Origin of the sequence: Tsukamurella paurometabola (assembly GCF_900631615.1) — a bacterium.
GTDB classification, from domain to species: Bacteria; Actinomycetota; Actinomycetes; order Mycobacteriales; family Mycobacteriaceae; genus Tsukamurella; species Tsukamurella paurometabola_A.
This window is the reverse complement of sequence record NZ_LR131273.1, coordinates 3,510,544-3,526,172: the sequence shown is the minus strand read 5'-3', so window position 1 is coordinate 3,526,172 and position 15,629 is coordinate 3,510,544. Positions and strand designations below refer to the sequence as shown.

Annotated in this window: 18 protein-coding genes; 9 read left to right on the top strand and 9 right to left on the bottom strand. The window is 63.6% G+C overall.

Features of this window, described 5'->3' with window-relative positions; genetic code table 11:
- The first annotated feature begins 95 nt into the window (after positions 1 to 95).
- The 8 genes from ELY19_RS17640 (at position 96) to ELY19_RS24150 (ending at position 6,932) form a co-directional block, all read left to right on the top strand.
- Complete coding sequence (locus tag ELY19_RS17640; protein ID WP_126197393.1) at positions 96 to 665, top strand: recombinase family protein; 570 nt, start codon at positions 96 to 98, stop codon at positions 663 to 665.
- Positions 662 to 1,162, top strand: a complete 501-nt coding sequence (locus ELY19_RS17635) for a M50 family metallopeptidase (protein WP_126197392.1) — start codon at positions 662 to 664, stop codon at positions 1,160 to 1,162. The genes ELY19_RS17640 and ELY19_RS17635 overlap by 4 nt, the downstream gene beginning before the upstream one ends.
- Entirely contained in the window at positions 1,159 to 1,983 is an 825-nt protein-coding gene (locus ELY19_RS17630; protein ID WP_126197391.1) for a DUF2637 domain-containing protein, read from the top strand. Before ELY19_RS17635 ends, ELY19_RS17630 begins: the two co-directional genes overlap by 4 nt.
- A complete protein-coding gene (locus ELY19_RS17625) occupies positions 1,980 to 2,309 on the top strand; it encodes a hypothetical protein (RefSeq protein ID WP_126197390.1) in 330 nt (109 codons plus the stop codon). Before ELY19_RS17630 ends, ELY19_RS17625 begins: the two co-directional genes overlap by 4 nt.
- A gap of 41 nt (positions 2,310 to 2,350) precedes the next feature.
- Positions 2,351 to 3,025, top strand: coding sequence for a hypothetical protein (locus ELY19_RS24155; protein ID WP_164711468.1), 675 nt, complete (start codon positions 2,351 to 2,353; stop codon positions 3,023 to 3,025).
- A gap of 315 nt (positions 3,026 to 3,340) precedes the next feature.
- A complete protein-coding gene (locus ELY19_RS17610; protein WP_126194392.1) occupies positions 3,341 to 4,438 on the top strand; it encodes an IS630 family transposase in 1,098 nt (365 codons plus the stop codon).
- A gap of 51 nt (positions 4,439 to 4,489) precedes the next feature.
- The gene (locus ELY19_RS17605) at positions 4,490 to 6,076 is read left to right on the top strand and encodes an AAA family ATPase (RefSeq protein ID WP_126198901.1); all 1,587 of its coding nucleotides are present in this window, start codon (positions 4,490 to 4,492) and stop codon (positions 6,074 to 6,076) included.
- A complete protein-coding gene (locus tag ELY19_RS24150) occupies positions 6,063 to 6,932 on the top strand; it encodes an HNH endonuclease signature motif containing protein (protein WP_126197388.1) in 870 nt (289 codons plus the stop codon). The genes ELY19_RS17605 and ELY19_RS24150 overlap by 14 nt, the downstream gene beginning before the upstream one ends.
- A gap of 17 nt (positions 6,933 to 6,949) precedes the next feature.
- Here the strand turns inward: ELY19_RS24150 and ELY19_RS17595 are convergent, their stop codons facing one another.
- From ELY19_RS17595 to ELY19_RS17580, 4 genes are all read right to left on the bottom strand, one after another.
- Positions 6,950 to 7,162, bottom strand: a complete 213-nt coding sequence (locus ELY19_RS17595; protein ID WP_126197387.1) for a hypothetical protein — start codon at positions 7,160 to 7,162, stop codon at positions 6,950 to 6,952.
- A 231-nt stretch (positions 7,163 to 7,393) separates the two neighbouring features.
- A complete protein-coding gene (locus ELY19_RS17590; protein WP_164711638.1) occupies positions 7,394 to 8,176 on the bottom strand; it encodes a hypothetical protein in 783 nt (260 codons plus the stop codon).
- 15 nt (positions 8,177 to 8,191) lie between these two features.
- Positions 8,192 to 8,992 (bottom strand): chymotrypsin family serine protease, encoded by an 801-nt coding sequence (locus ELY19_RS17585; protein WP_126197385.1) that lies wholly within the window; start codon positions 8,990 to 8,992, stop codon positions 8,192 to 8,194.
- A gap of 186 nt (positions 8,993 to 9,178) precedes the next feature.
- A protein-coding gene (locus ELY19_RS17580; RefSeq protein WP_126195119.1) for an IS3 family transposase occupies positions 9,179 to 10,344 on the bottom strand; the annotation gives its coding sequence in 2 pieces (ribosomal slippage) (positions 9,179 to 10,057 and positions 10,060 to 10,344; 1,164 coding nt in all).
- A gap of 423 nt (positions 10,345 to 10,767) precedes the next feature.
- Between ELY19_RS17580 and ELY19_RS17575 the strand changes: the two genes are divergently transcribed.
- Positions 10,768 to 11,193, top strand: coding sequence for a nucleotidyltransferase domain-containing protein (locus ELY19_RS17575; protein WP_126197384.1), 426 nt, complete (start codon positions 10,768 to 10,770; stop codon positions 11,191 to 11,193).
- A 148-nt stretch (positions 11,194 to 11,341) separates the two neighbouring features.
- Here the strand turns inward: ELY19_RS17575 and ELY19_RS23860 are convergent, their stop codons facing one another.
- From ELY19_RS23860 to ELY19_RS17550, 5 genes are all read right to left on the bottom strand, one after another.
- On the bottom strand, positions 11,342 to 12,277 hold the full coding sequence (locus ELY19_RS23860) for a DUF6247 family protein (protein WP_227966923.1): 936 nt from the start codon (positions 12,275 to 12,277) through the stop codon (positions 11,342 to 11,344).
- 575 nt (positions 12,278 to 12,852) lie between these two features.
- The gene (locus tag ELY19_RS17565) at positions 12,853 to 13,281 is read right to left on the bottom strand and encodes a hypothetical protein (RefSeq protein ID WP_126197383.1); all 429 of its coding nucleotides are present in this window, start codon (positions 13,279 to 13,281) and stop codon (positions 12,853 to 12,855) included.
- A gap of 568 nt (positions 13,282 to 13,849) precedes the next feature.
- Positions 13,850 to 14,194 (bottom strand): hypothetical protein, encoded by a 345-nt coding sequence (locus ELY19_RS17560; RefSeq protein ID WP_126197382.1) that lies wholly within the window; start codon positions 14,192 to 14,194, stop codon positions 13,850 to 13,852.
- A gap of 119 nt (positions 14,195 to 14,313) precedes the next feature.
- Positions 14,314 to 14,709, bottom strand: a complete 396-nt coding sequence (locus ELY19_RS17555; RefSeq protein WP_126197381.1) for a hypothetical protein — start codon at positions 14,707 to 14,709, stop codon at positions 14,314 to 14,316.
- Positions 14,709 to 14,948 carry a hypothetical protein gene (locus ELY19_RS17550; RefSeq protein ID WP_126197380.1) on the bottom strand — a complete coding sequence of 80 codons (240 nt, stop codon included), beginning with the start codon at positions 14,946 to 14,948 and terminating at the stop codon, positions 14,709 to 14,711. The genes ELY19_RS17555 and ELY19_RS17550 overlap by 1 nt, the downstream gene beginning before the upstream one ends.
- Positions 14,949 to 15,629 lie beyond the last annotated feature (681 nt).

Genomic DNA, 15,629 nt, shown 5'->3' with positions numbered 1-15,629 from the left:
CCGATTTTCGTCAGACCGTTGCAATAGAGTCGATTTCACGTTCTGCAACGACTGCGCAATGACCTCTTAGACCCCAATGCAACACGGAGGGAATCATGGCCGGAACGGGCCAGCGAGTTGGCTACATCCGCGTCTCGACCGTCGATCAGCACACGGAGCGACAGCTCGACGGAATCGAACTCGACCGCACCTTCATCGATAAGGCCAGCGGCGCGACTTTGGAGCGTCCGCAGCTCAACGAGGCGCTCCAGTACGTCCGTGACGGCGACACGCTCGTCGTGCACAGCATGGACCGGCTCGCCCGCAACGTCGAAGATCTCCGACGCATCGTTCGGCAGCTCACCGGCAAGGGCGTCAGGGTCGAGTTTTGCAAGGAGGGGCAGACCTTCACCGGCGACGACTCCCCGATAAGCAACCTGTTGTTGTCCATGCTCGGAGCGGTCGCGGAGTTCGAGCGCGCTCTGATCCACGAGCGCCAACGGGAGGGAATCGCGTTGGCGAAGAAGAAGGGCGTCTACAAGGGCCGCAAGCCCTGCCTCACGAGAGAGCAGGAGACGGAGGTGAAGGCGCGTTACTCGGCCGGGGAATCCGCGTCGGATCTCGCTCACGAGTACGGGTGCTCTCGCTACACGATCTACCGAGCAGCGAAGGAGACCGCGGCATGACCGACCATGACCTTGACTTGACTGCCCACCACGAGGCAGGCCACGCGATCGCGGCTGTGATGCGTGGAGGTTCGAGCCTCCGTAGCGTCACGATCGACCTGAACCAGCCGGGGCACGGGCTGACCCTGCATCGCTCCGCTCCGTGGGACTTCGGGTTCATCGCGTACGCGGGCCCGTGGGCAGAAGCCAGGTTCCTCTGGGGGGAACGCCCTTTCGATGAGCGCGATGAGGACGACTGCGATTTCTCCGACTACGTCGTTGGGGTTCTGGTGAACCAGCCGGACGACGCTGCTGTGTGGCGTGCATGGCGCAACGACCCGGTGCAGGTGGCTGTGCGGCGCGAGATGGATCGTCATGGGCTCGATTCGCAGCCCGAGGACATCTGGCATTACGAGCTGGAGTCGGTGTGGCCCCAGATCCAGACCCTCGCCCACCGGATTCGCGCGGGCGAGGCGGTCACTGACGACGAAGTACGCGAGCTTAAGGACGCAGCATGATGTGGACCCGTTGGAAGGGACTCCTGGCCCTCGCGGTGCTGACCTCGATCACCGGCAACGTGATGCACGCTGTGCTCGTCGCGCCGACGGTGTACGGGTGGGGCGCGGCGGTCGCGGCGAGCATCGCGCCCGTGTTCCTGTTCTGGCACACGCACAACCTGATCACTGCGCCGGAGGGGTCGCGCCGGGGTGACTGGGTGGGCGCAGCGGTGATCTCGATGATCGCGCTCGGCGCCTTCGCTGTCTCGTTCATGGGGCTGCGGGAGCTGCTGATCACCTTCGGGTTCGCGCCCGCCGTCGCGGTGATCTTGCCGCTCGTGGTCGACGTGACCATCGCGGGCGCGAGCTGGGAACTGGTCCGTGCGGACCGCGGGACCGAGGTCGCTGATCGCCCCTCCGGGCACCCGGTGATCCCCGCCGATCAGCCGGTGATCACCGCGCCTGATCAGCCGATCGCAGAGCCGATCAACCTTGATCAGACGGTCGATCTGCCGCTGATCGGCGCAGGTCACGAGGGTGATCAGCCTGGGGCCGGCGAGCTGCACCAGGTGATCACCGAGGCCCAGACGGAGGCACCGATGCACCTCGTCGAGCCTGCCAGTGATCCGCACGATGATCATGCTGATCCCATGGACGATCACCGGGAGCTGGCGGAGCTGATCGCCGCGACCGGCCGCACTACGCAGCCGATCAACGTGATCACCGCAGTGCTCGCGGCGCGCGCCGAGGGGAAGGGCCAGAAGGCCGCCGGGATGGCTGCCGGGGTCGCCCAGGGCACTGTCCGGACCATCGAGAAGCTCGCCGGGGAGGTCGCCGCATGACCTTTCAATCGAGGCAGGAAGCGGTCGATGCCCTGGAATCCGCGCGGAGGTATCTGGCCAACGACTTGGCACGAAGCCGTACGGCAAACGATCTCTGGTTGGCAGTCGCGGATGATGATGAGGCCGAGCTTCTGCGCGACGCCGCCGAGCTCCGCATAGCTCTGCGTGAAGCGGTGGTGGCCGCAGTGGAAGACCAAGCCTGGGTTCGCGGCGTCGATGAGTACGAGCACCAGGACTTGGCCAAAGAGTTGACGGCGGCGGCGTTTCGCAGCTTCCCCGAGTTCGTTCTCAAGTTCGAGAAGTGGTACCGGCGGGTGTCCGCATGACGGGTGGCGCTCGTAACTGGCGTGAGCTCCGCGCAGAGGCCGTGGCTGCAGGAAAGGTCGATGAAGCCCGCGTCGCTGCCGAGCGGCGGCGGATCGAGCGGGAAGAGGTCAATCGCGCGGTGCTTGCGAGCCCCGCACCGACTGGCGCGGCACGTGACGCGGAGTACGACCTCGTGATGAGACTCGGGGAGGCGGTGAACGCGGCGCACCACCTCGCCGCGGTCGCGCCCGAGGAGGCTCGGATCGTTGGACTCGACGACGTCGTGGACCGCTGGGAGCGGGAGTTGGCCGTCTTCTACTGGAGAACAGTCGCACGAGGAGACGCCCGGAAGCAGGACGGCGTGCTGGACCTGGATCAGGGTACCGACAGGGACATCCACCGGACGGTGCCCACGGAGGCGAAGATCGACTACGAGCGCGCCGACAACTTCAATCGAGACTCTCAGACGATCTACCTGATCGCCCTGCCGCTCCATCTGAACCCGGACTACGAAGTTCAGGTGCAGCCCGAACTCGGGTACTTCCTCGACCCGTACGAGGCGGCGTCTGAAGCGCGCAGACGGCTGGAGTTTCAGGTGGAGAACGCACCGGTGGAGCACCGGCACAACTTCGCCGTCTCGGGAGCGGCGGTGATCCCCGTCCATCCGCACGGCGTCGAGCCGAGGTTCGACTTGAAGCCGTGGCCGGTTCGGTTGGTACGGAACCGCAGGCCGTGAAAGGGTTGCGGATGAATGCCCGACGCCTGACGCGTCGTTCGTCTCAGAGTTGAGTCTCGCGCCTAGGGCGTGTCTGTTAATTCTCGGGTCCAGGCGATGACTGTGCATCCGAGAACGGCCTACCGCGCCGGCCGGTCGGCCGTGGCAGCATGTCCTCGATCAACGACCACTGAGCATCGGAGAGCACCTGAAACCGCGACATGCACCGAGCCTGTCATCATCGAGCCCGATCAATTGTTAGACACGCCCTAGACCAGCACCTAGTGGCGCGTGTCGTTAATCATTGAACAGTTTGGTGCCTGCGAGAATTGAGGCATGGCGAATCATCCTGCTCCGGCGTTGACGCTGCGCGATGGTGATCGGGAGGTGCTGGAGTCGTGGACCCGGTCCGCTTCGGTGCGGGCGTCCGCGGCCAAGCGGGCGCGGATCGTGTTGCTGGCCGCTGATGGTGAGTCGAATCAGCGGATCGCTGAGTTGGTCGATGCGAGCCGGACGACGGTGATCGCGTGGCGGGATCGGTATCTCGAGCGTGGCCTGGAGGGCCTGTCCGATCGGGTTCGGCCAGGCCGGCCGCGGGAGCTCGATCAGGATGCGATCATCGTCGCAACGCTCACGCCGCCGCCGAAAAGCCTTGGGGTGACGCATTGGTCGACGAGGCTGCTCGCCGCCCGGATCAAGGTGTCGCCGGCCGCGGTGGCGCGGGCGTGGCGCGCGTACGGGATCAAACCGTTCAAGGCCGAATCGTTCCGGTTCTCCACCGACCCCGAGCTGGTCGGCAAGGTCACCGACATCTGCGGCCTGTACTTGAACCCGCCTCAGAACGCGATCGTGCTGTGCGTGGATGAGAAGTCGCAGATCCAAGCCCTGGATCGGACGGTGCCGATCCTGCCGACCCAGCCCGGGAAGGTCGAACGCCGCTCCCATGACTACTACCGGCACGGCACCACCACCTTGTTCGCCGCCCTCGACATCGCGACCGGCAAGGTCACCGCCGCCCTCAAACCCAAGCACCGGCACCAGGAGTTCCTGGCGTTCCTGCGTCAGATCGAGCGGGCCTACCGCGACGTGCTCGACTCCGACGGCAACCCGGTCGAGCTGCACCTGGTGATGGACAACTACGCAGCTCACAAGCATGCGAACGTCAAGGCCTGGCTCGCCAAGCATCCCCGGATCGTCGTGCACTTCACCCCGACACACGCCTCCTGGATGAATCTCGTCGAGGCCTGGTTCGGGATCGTCGAACGACAGGCCATCCGGCGCGGCGTGTTCACCTCCGTCCAGGACCTCAACGCCAAGATCCGGGCGTTCATCGACGGCTGGAACCCGAGAGCACAGCCGTTCGTCTGGACCAAGACCGCCGAGCAGATCCTCGAGAAGGCGAACCGTCCAACAACTTCAAACCCGCGCCACTAGGATCCGCGCTCACAGTATGCTCAGCTCGAGGTGTAGAGGAGGCCCACCGTGATGTTTCGAGTAGTCGGCAGTGCCCGACAGATTGACCGACATGCGCGTGGAGTCGTATTTCTATGGCTAACCGACTGGGATGACTGGTTCAAGTATCAGACACTCCACCTCGCTCACTTCATCGATGAAGATGGCCGGGGCCATGCCCTCGGCGAGGTAAAAATTGGAAATGTTGGGCTGCAGAGCGGTCGTGCGGGTACTAGCGCTGACGGATCACGCTCGCCTACACTTCCGCAGTCATTCACGCAACTTCCCGAAGGGTATTTTTCGCTCGGACAGGATGATTCGTACTACGCCACGATCGGTTCGCTGGGCGACGCCTTCCGAGAGTCCATCCTTCGATCGCTTCGCGACATCGCTTTTGACGCGACCGCTCGCGATCTGGCACTTCACGAAGAAGTCACCAGGACATCGCTCTTACGCACGGTTACTATCAAAACGGTCGAAGAGCAGTATTCACGTATGGCCCGAGGCGGTGCACGGCTAACGCCCTATTCTTTCTCCTTCACGCCCCGGAGTGCTGATCCCCGCCCGAAGGTTTCCTTTTCAGTAACACCCGGATCACGTCCCCCCTCAAACATCCACGTAATAATCGGGAGAAACGGGGTCGGAAAGAGCACGTTTCTAACAAGTCTTGCAACGACCATGGTGACTCGATCACGGGAAGAAGACGCACCGAAGGGGCCTTGGAATCAGCTATCCAACATAGTTTCCGTCTCGTTTAGCGCTTTTGACGAATTTGTTCCTATGCGAGAGTCGCAAAGCCGAGGGAAGGGGCTTTCGTACCACTACGTCGGACTTAAAAAGAAGCGGCCGCAAGAAGGTGAGTCGGCAACCAAGGACATGCCTGCAATACGTGCGGAGATGACTCGGTCATTAAAGCAATGTCTCGTTGGGGCACGCCGAGCCCGCTTGCGCAATGCCCTCGGCATCCTAGAGAATGATCCGATTTTCGCAGAGGCGGGTCTGGCCGACCTCCTTACGCTCCCTGGCGACGGAGTCGACTCCTACTATCTTGAACCTGAAAACGAATCTGAAGTCGAGGAGGCTGTGTCTGAGTTTGGCGCTCGTTTCGGAAAGCTCTCATCCGGCCACAAGATCGTCTTGCTTAGCATTGCGAAACTGGTCGAGACGGTCGAGGAAAAGAGCCTCGTCTTGCTGGATGAGCCGGAGGCCCACCTTCATCCGCCGTTGCTTTCGGCTTTCGTGCGGGCCCTGAGCGATCTCTTGACCGACCGAAACGGAATGGCAGTCGTAGCTACCCATTCACCAGTGGTGCTGCAAGAGGTCCCGCGCGATTGCGTTTGGAAGTTGAGCCGCTCAGGAAACAGCTTGCGAGTCGATCGCCCAAGAATTGAAACATTCGGAGAGAATGTCGGAATTCTGACTGACGAAGTGTTCGGACTAGAGGTTACAAGCACCGGCTTCCACAGAATGCTCGCGGATGCAGCGATGTCCGCGAGCAGTTACGACGAGGCGGTCGCGGCATTCGAAGGGCACCTAGGATCGGAGGCGAGGTCGATCCTCCGGGCAATGATGACTCCGACCTCGCCTCAATCTGCGGGGGCAAATCATGTGGGCGGTTGATCCGCCCACGTGCACCGTCGAGGAGTCGGCGAAGGCGTGCGCGAACGGCATACGAGACAAAGAGCTCAAAGCTAATGTAAATTCGGCAGTACCGGCGTTCACACAGAACAGTTCGGACTTTCAGGATCGCATTCACGATCAATCTTTACATCAGACGAAGAAGAGCTTGTACCCTATCCCCGGAATCAGCGATGCTGATTTGCAAAAACTATACACCGGTCAACTGTCCAGGTCGGGCAGCAAGGCTCGACGTATATATGACGCGATAAAGAATAATGCGCTACATCAGCTTTGTAGCTATTGCCAGTATGGGATGGCAGATACTCTTGATCATTTTGTTCCGATTACTCTCGTTCACGAGCTCGCTATCGACCCATGGAACCTAATACCGGCGTGCATTCGGTGCAACAAGTTGCTCAACGACCGATTCGCCACCGCGGAAACCGACCAACTGATTCATCCTTACGCCCGGCCGGCGCGCGACTTGCTGAGCACGCGGTGGCTCCGTGCTGAGGTTCTCGATCAGACTCCGGTGGTTGCGTTCCGTGCGGATCCAGACAGGCGGATCGACGCGACCACTAGGCGGCGGATTGTTAATCAATTCGAGACGCTCCACCTGGGAGAACTGTATTCGGTAGTGTCTGCACGTGAGATATCGGGAATAATTCGAACATTGAATTCGCGCTTTGCGGAGGACGACCGCGAGAGTGTCGTGGAGCATCTACTCGAACAGAGCAAACTCGCTTTCGAGGGGGACGTCAATGATCGACGGGGGGCAATGTATGAAGCCCTTGGTCGGGATGAATGGTTCACATCCGTCGGGTACCGATCAAGAGAAGTCGATTCTGCTGCGTAGCTCTACGTGCCCAAACGTCATCTCGAATGTTGCAGTACCCGGTGCGCCGCATCGGTCGCCTGGAAAGTCTTCGTCGGCTGCTTGTCGACGAACTCGGAGACGTACCGCCCCACCGCGACCCAGCAGGCGTAGTACAGCTCGGATGCGACGCCACCGATTCCGTACGAGCGGCAGTAGGCGTCGGGGACGCCCTCGATCGTTACGTGCTGGACGTTGGTCTTGTCCTTCAAGGTAAGCGCGGAGTCCAGCTCGATCGACCTGACGCCGGATCAGCTCCCCAGTGTCGGCTAGGTCGATCAATCCGTCATCGCGGAGCGTGCGCCAGTAGCGACGCTGGTCAGCGAAGTAGTCCTCAACCCAGTCGGGCAAGGCGGGTACGTCGTCGTGTTCTTCCCCCATACCCATTAGACGCACCAGCTCGTCGATCGGTTCCAAGTTCATCTAGTCCGGGGAGTGCACGCCTATTGGAGCTGCCTGATGTAGTTGCTGATCAGGTCCGCAGCGACGGTGATGTTGGTCGGCTGGATCAGATTCGCGTGCGTCTTGGTGATGTAGTGCGCGCCGTCGGTGATCGTGACGATGTTGCGGTCCACGCTGGCCACGCGACGCCACTGCTGCCCTGTCGATCCGTTGCCTCCGGACGTCTCAGGAGAGTGGTCGTAGCGCGAGGGGGTAACGGTCGAGTCCGCGGTGAACCGGTCCTCGGACTCGGAGGTGATCGCGGGCTTGATCTGGATCGGGAACCGTCCGCCCATGGTGCGGTCGACGTCGGGGCACTGCTTGCGCAGCGTCTCCTTCATCGTGTTGAAGTAGCCGCGTGCGGAAGCAACCGAGTCGAACACGAAGAACTCCTGAATGAGGACGTCCTCGTAGAGCTCGCGGTCCTGCATCTTCGCAGCGTTCGTGACCTCCTTGTCGTTTGGCGTGACCGTGTAGAGGGTGATGCCCCGCTGCTTCCATCCGGTCTGCGGCCCGCACTTGGCCGGTCCGTATCCGCCGTCGAAGTTCTCGGGGGCCTGCTGTCCCTGCTGGACGAGCATCCGCTGCGGGCGGTACTGGAAGAGCGGGGTGGCGTTGAGTGACCCGTTGACCTGTGAGTCTGAGTGGACGAGTTTCTGGTTTGTGAGGTCGAACTTCAGGATCTCCTCGGACGGCGTCTCCACAAGGTTGGTGCTCGGGTCGGCGCTCCCACACCCTGCGGCAAGGAAGAGGATCGAGAGACCTGCCACGCACTGCTGTCGCATGTTCAAAATCAACCCCTAGTTCGCGGGCGTGGTCATCATCTTCAGGCCCCACCGCTTGAGTACGGGCTCGATGTGCGTCGCGCGGTTGTGGTAGTCGTCCGGGCCCGAGCTGAGCAGTCCGATCGCGTACGCATTCATGTTCGCGTCGACCACGAATACGCCAGCACCGGAATCGCCCTGAATCGCGTAGCCGCCCCACTCGATGTCGTAATCGGTGGCGGAAATGAGCGGGCCGCAGGTGGTTCCCGCGCGACCGCCCATCATGCAGACCGGGGTTCCGACGGGCATTGCCTTGGTCTGTGCGGGGCTCAGATAGTCCTTGATCCGCACCGTCTTGGTCACGGTGTTCGCGTAGTCACGGTTGGCCTGTTGCTCTGGAGTGAGGAAGAAGACCGCGGCGTCGAGCTTCGTGCCGTTGGAGACCGTGCCCACGCTGCGCTCGTATGCATTGAGCATGCGCTTCTGCGACCGGTTCGCGTCCAGGTACATCCAGGTGACCCCGCCGGGGTTCGCGTCGCAGTGCCCCGCGGTGAGGAACCCCACGCGGTCCTTGGCATCGAAGACCGGCCATCCGGCGGTGCACGAAGCGTCGGTACCCGAAGTCCCCTGCTGAACGACCGTCGATCCCATGCCGATCACCGGGCCGTAGCTGAAGTCGTACGCTGTTCCGCCCTGGCTACCTTGCAAGGAGACCCAGTGGCCAGGTTTGAGCGCAGGCCACTCGGAAGGCGACGCTGCCCGGGCACTCGGCGTGCTGGAAGTAGCGGAGGATTGCGCCGCAGGGGTACTCCACAGCTCGATCGACGTACTGGCCACTCGATCCGGCATCGTCGAGGTTCCAGCACATCCCGTGACAAAACATGCAGCCAGTGCTGCTACACCTAGCAGCACATCTCTCGAAGTCACGCCGCCCGTCTCCTTCCCCCTGGTCAGCTCGTTGCATAACGTATCAACTGGTGTATGACTGAGGGGACTGCTGCACCGATAGAGACAGTTACGGTGTCATGCCGCTGATGCGGCTGTGTTGATGATCGCCTCGTATTCGATCGGCGTCAACCGGCCGAGGCGGGCCTGGCGGCGCCGGCGGTGGTAGGTCCGTTCGATCCAGGTGACGATCGCGATCCGGAGTTGCTCGCGGGTGCTCCATCGCTGCCGGTCGAGGACGTTGCGCTGCAGCAGTGCGAAGAACGACTCCATCGCGGCGTTGTCGCCGGCGGCGCCGACTCTGCCCATCGATCCGACCAGATGGTGTCGGTTCAACGCCGACACGAATTTGCGGGACCGGAATTGAGAGCCTCTGTCGGAGTGCACAATACAACCTGCGACGTCGTGGCTACGGCGGGCAACCGCATTGTTCAACGCACTGACGGCGAGACGTGATTGCATGCGGGAGTCGATACTGTAGCCGACGATCCGCCCCGAGCAGGCGTCCTTGATCGCGCAAAGGTAGACCTTGCCCTCGTCAGTCCAATGCTCGGTGATATCGCTGAGCCACAACTGGTTCGGAGATTCGGCGGTGAAGTCGCGTTCGACGAGGTCGTCGTGCACCGGCGGGCCGGGTTTCTTCCCGTTCCGGCCGCGTTTCTTCCCGAACCTTGACCACCAGCTGTTCTCCGAGCAGATCCGCCACGCCGTCCGCGCACTCATGCTCTGGCCAGCAGCTTCGGCCTCATCGGCGAGAAATCGATACCCGAACTCCGGGTCATCACGGTGGGCATCGAACAGCGCGTTCGCCCGCACGGCCTCGGTTCGTTCAGCCGTGGTGACCGCCTCGGTCAGCCACCGGTAGTACGGCGGACGAGAGAGCTTGAGAACCCGGCACGTCACCGCCACGGGAATGCCGTCGGCGGCGAGCTCCTTCACGAGCGGGTAGAGCCTTTTCCCGGCAGATTCGCCTGCGACAGATACGCCGCCGCCCGCCGCAATACCTCATTCTCCTGCTCCAGCAAGCGATTCCGCTTCCGCAGCTCACGCAGCTCAACCGATTCCGTTGATGTCGTTCCCGGCCTGCGGCCGTCATCGATATCCGCGCGGCGCAACCACTTCTGCAGCGTCATCTCATGAATCCCGAAGTCCTTCGCGATCTGGGCGAGCGTCACCCCCGACTCGCGCTCACGGGCCACGCGGACCACGTCATCACGGAACTCCTGCGGATACGGCTTCGGCACGATAGTCATCCTTCCAGGCCACCCTATGCGGGCAAGCCAGATCAGATGTCCTTATCGGTGCAGCAGTCCCGAGGTCGTGGAAGCGGGACCTGTTCTTCGAGTGAGTCCACGCTCGCTCCCAGGCCGGCGCTGACAGTCAACTGGATCAGCGTGTTCTTCATCCGACCACTCGACGGTTGCCAATCAACTGGCTCAGCATGTTTCGGACGACACCACTTCCACGGACGCCGGACACCCCAGGTGCGAGAATCGCGACTATGAAGCCTGCCCCCGACCGCGTCGCGATTGCCGGAGACTGGCATGCCACTGGCGGTACAGCGATCGGGTGGGATCGACGCAAGTCGAGGGGCTCGACGCCGACGGGGATCTCTTGTCGCAGAACCTCCTGCTCATCGACCCGCGAACACTGGAGGTGAGATCAATTTGACTGATCCCGACCAGATCATCGAGGCGATCCGCGAGGCCGTGATCGAGCTGGACGGCCTGGTGGTGGGGTACATCTTCGGCTCGTTCGCTGCGCGGTACCACGGCGTCGACGGTCCCCCTCCGAGCGACATCGACGTGCTGCTGATCGGCACCGTCGAACGTCGCGCCGCGAGCACGATGTGCACCGATCTGTCCCGCAGGCTTGGCCACGAGGTGAACGGATACCGCATCACAGTCGCTGCTTGGGAGGCAGAATCACCTGACGCTCTCGTTCGGGACGTTCGCACTCATCCATTGATCCTGTTGCTCACCGACTTCGAGATGGCCTACAGGGACTCTGACGCGCGGAAGGTGGTCGAGGAATCCCGGGCCTCGGACGTTCTCTCTACTTGGAGGCCCGGCCCTCCCGGCGCGGCCACGTGATCGTTCGCGGTACGAGTCGCCGGTAGCATCAAATCCAACGATGCCCGCCAAGGCTAGAGCCAGAGCTTCCTTACTTCGGCGGGCCAGCCCGCAACGTTGACGCCCCATGGGGTGACGCCAAACTGGCTCAGCGTGTGCCGGCGAACGCCTACTCGTCGCGGCGGCGGAACACCCTCTTCACGGACCGCGCTTCCCGAGCGCGCCGCAGGGCATCGCGTAGGACCGGCGAGGTGTCGTACTCGCGCTGCGCGTCGCCGCAGTCCCCGGCGGCTACCCATCTGCGCAGGCTTTCGTCGGTCTCGCCGTCGATCAAGTCGACGAGGTTCTTGTTGGCGGCGTGGTTAGGAGCGAGCCGGAGGTACTCGTTCCGCGACTCGACGTAGTCACGCAGGGCGTCGACCATCTCGTCGAGAGCCTCCTCGCGCGTCGCGCCGTCCGCTGCGATCGGCGTTCCGGGAATCACCGCGGACCAGCCCGGCCCTTCACGAATCAAGTAGACGCGCCACTCAACTTGCAGCCCCTCGAAGTCGCCGCGAGCGACCTGCTCGACGAGCTCGCGCTCCGCGGCAGTCGGCGGGTTGAGACGCATGTGCGCGACACCCCACCAGCGGGTGAGGGCCGCGTCTACCCGGGAGAGGTCGAAGTTGTCCTCCGCCTCGGCCAGCGCGATCCGGAACTCCGCTTCGAAATCCGGAAGCTCATCCGGCGATGCCTCCCGCAGAGCGGCTCGTATCGCCGGTCCCGTGCGGTCGACGGGCACGTACTCAGGCAGCGGAACATGCACTTCCAAGCTGCCGGGTATGGGCACGTAATCGCCATGCTCGACGTCGTCAGCCATACGTTCCATGCGGTTTCGTTCGGCAGCCGCAGCTGCGGCCCACCAGAAGAGGGCCTGTTCACGGGCCTGCTCGACCGAATAGTCAGATTCCTCGGTATAGACCCTCGGATCACCGTCGGCGACCCACAGCGGCCCGTAGCTCGTTCCCCGCTCATCGTCGTCGTGAACGCCGAGGGGACCGTCGCTCTCCGCTAGCCGCCGATTCAGCTCCTCGCTGTTCTTGGCTCGATCCTCACGGCGGTCCATCTCGACTCCTCTGCGCGAACGGCGGGCGGGCCAGCGCCCCGGAGAGCTGATCCATGCCACTAGCGATTGGCCCCGCCCCGCTGCCCGCTGACACCGGGCCCGCCGCCACAGCAGGCCGTCGGTGCTGTCTCGCACGCTATCGCATCGCGGAGTGCTGCAACAGGCACAAGAGGTCCGGATTCACACCTGATCGCCTCTCGATGTGATCGTCCACCGAGAGACGCAAATGTCGTCCTCGCTGTGCATCTGTTCGGCAATCAGCAGATCGGCGACGATTCGCTGCGCCAACTCCTTTCGCCGAGACTGTGGCGAATACACGGCGTTCATTGCGAGGCCGCCGGTTACACAGAGGTATCCGCCGGGACCGCCCGGAAGGGGTGCATCGCAGCCCTGGTCGGTGCGAACCTTCACAGCGCGGATCATGCGCCAGAGATCGTCAGCCGACCCCGGCGACCTCTCCCACTGCTGCACGGTTGATTCGGTCAAGCAGAGCTGGCCTTCTCCGCTGCGGTCGCCACATGCAGCGAGCTGAGCGAGGGCGAGAACAGCGGTGAGCGCAAGAGCAACTCGTGACCTCACGGGCGTACCCCGCTGAGGACGAACGTCGGACCACCATCGAAATGGGCGCACCAGAGGTTGACGACGTAGCGAGCGGGATCGACGACCTCTGGTGCAATCGAGCCGTACAGGGGCGGGTCGACGGAGATCAACGCGCGCAGCCCCGGCGCGTCCACATCCCCACGCATGGCTCGCTCGACATCCTCATCGACAATGCAGCCCCATTTGCCCGGTTTGGAGCGTCCGCAATTCTCCTGCTGGACAATTCGTTTGATGGCGCGTTGTCGGGCGACGCGCCCCGTCGCGTCACGATAGGCGGCATCCGCAGCTGCGATTTCGCAGCGGTTGGTCTGCTGTGCAGCGGCGACGGAGGTCGGTCCCTCATCGGTGCCGCACGCGGCGGCGAAGGGGACGAGGACCACGCAGGCCGCGACTCCCAATCTCATCGCGGTCCCTCCGCTCGGCTCGGGACTCCGGGGTCATCCTCCAGATCGTCGGCACCACCGGCATCCGCGCTGCCACGATCCGGCCTGGACACCAACGATCCCGGTCCGCACCTACGGTGCACCTCATCGAGAGCCTCGTCGAGCGGCGTTCTCGTCGACGATCCGTCGGAGCCCTGCGGATCGTTGGGGCCCGTGTCGGCGGCGGTGGCCTGAGCGCTCGTGGCCGTGGCCGCGCACCTCGCGGAGCTGCTCGACGGCGAACCCGTCGACGGTCCCGCGGTCCCGCAAGCAGCGAGCGGCACCACGAGAACTGCACAGAACGCCGCGAGCGCAAGCCTGAGCCGCACCCTTCGGGGCCGACGGCGAGGCTCACGAAGATGGAGCTGGACTTCCTCATGCGCGCGAGCACGGACGTCCTTAGCGAGGAGGTCTGCCAACCGCTCGAACTCCGCGCGGGTCAGATCCACGGTCCCCGTCGATGTCGTAATCCGCATGGCAGGATCAGCCGGATCGCTGCTCGCAGGCGTGAGCCAGGCGTACCGGGGTACGTCGTGGTGGGACTGGATCTTCACGCAGCCACCTCCCGAAGGTATGCGCGGAGCTCATCGGGCACAGCTTCCACGGTTCGGGAAAGGACGAGGAGCTGCACCCCCGCAGCCTGAGCAGAAGAGAGCAGCCCTCGCAGATCCTCGCGGATCGAGAGAGCGGCGGTATCGAGGACGCCGACGAGCTTGCTCGTCGACGGGTTGATTACCGCGTCCGTGATCTCGTCAAGACGGCGAGCGACGGTGACGGTCCCCGAGCTCGCAGCGACGATCGCGTCAATGAACTCGCGTGCCCTCGTGGTGCGAGCGGGGCCCGTGATCAGGACAGGGCGCAGATCGGCCGTATCGAAGTTGATGGTGTTGAACATGTGAATCTCCTTGTGTTGGTTGAGCTTGGACAGCTCTCCCGGATCGGGCGGAGACTCAACCGGTCGGGCGGATGTGGCGATTCCGCGCCGGGCCGGCGATTGGTCTCAGGTCATGGGAATCACCCGACCCTCACGCGACGCTGCTGACTGCCGTCGGCGGACAGCCATACTCCCCAGTCGTTGTCAGAGGTGACCTCGACCGTGTCCCAGTGGTTGGCCAGCAGGCTCATGATGGGCAGGCCGCGAGACTCCGCGGTCGCCAGGACCAGGAGACGGTCGGGATCGACGTTCTGCAACACACGGATTCCCTCGCCGCCCACCGCGTCATCGTCGATGAGGAGGACAAGGGGGACCGTCGATTCCGCGAGAGCCTCGATCGCGGCAGGCGGAATCTCATCCGCAACGACCACCTGGCGGTCCGTCCATCCGGCCGCCACGTAGGCCCTGGAGGCTGCGGACGGCCCGACGTACACCGTGGGTACCTCCGGGACCCACAGGTCGGTCTGCGTGGGCATCAGCGGCCTCCAAGGGCAGCGTCAGCGGCGCATACCGCCGCGAACGCACGGTGTACCCGCTCGCACTCGTCCGGGTCGCCGGGGAGAGCCAGCCGGAGGAAGTCCGCGGCAATCCGCGGGAGGTACCACATCGCGACGGCCTCGCCGATGCTCTCAGCTCGCGGGATCGACACGCCAACGTCCGATGCGCACGCGGTGACGGCCGCGCAGATCTGCTCAATCTCATCCTTGGTGTCCACGACATTCCTTTCAAAGGTTGGTGCGCCGCGAAGCGTGCGCGGTTCCGATTCGACGAAGGGCCTGGGGTGTGGGGGCGGAGCGCCCCACGCGGCAGGGGCCGCTGGTGACGTACCCGACTAACGGATGTCTCAAGGCGTGTGTCGATATCGACGTGTAAGGGAACTGTTGTCGTCCTGTCTTGGTCCCCACCGGGCGGGGAGGAGGTCCCTACCGGGTGGGGAGGAGGTCCCCACCCGGCGTAGAGGTACCTCAACGCCGGGCAGGGTGGTACCTCCCCACCGGGCGGAGAGGTCGATCTCGTGCTCAAGCTGCTTATCCACAGGCGGCCCTCCGCTTCAGGCGGAGCTCGCGGCGGCGATCCGCGGGCGACTGCGGATCGGCCCGGACGGCGATGGCCCGAGCGACGGCCGCCGCGTACTCCTCCCGCCTTTCCGGACTACTGGCCGGATCGGCCCCGCCGGGAGCGGGCAGGTAGTAGCGAGAGCGCCTGCCGGTGCGCGCGTCACCAGCCCGGTAGACCAGCCCTAGCCACTCCAGGTCGTCCAGCGCGTCTGAAACACCTTGCGCGCTCATCCCAGTCTCCATCCGAAACAGAGAGCCGGAGATGGGCCACGAGTAGTACCGATCCGCATGGGACGCAATGACGAACAGAAGCAGACGTGGAAGAGGTTCGAGCCGAC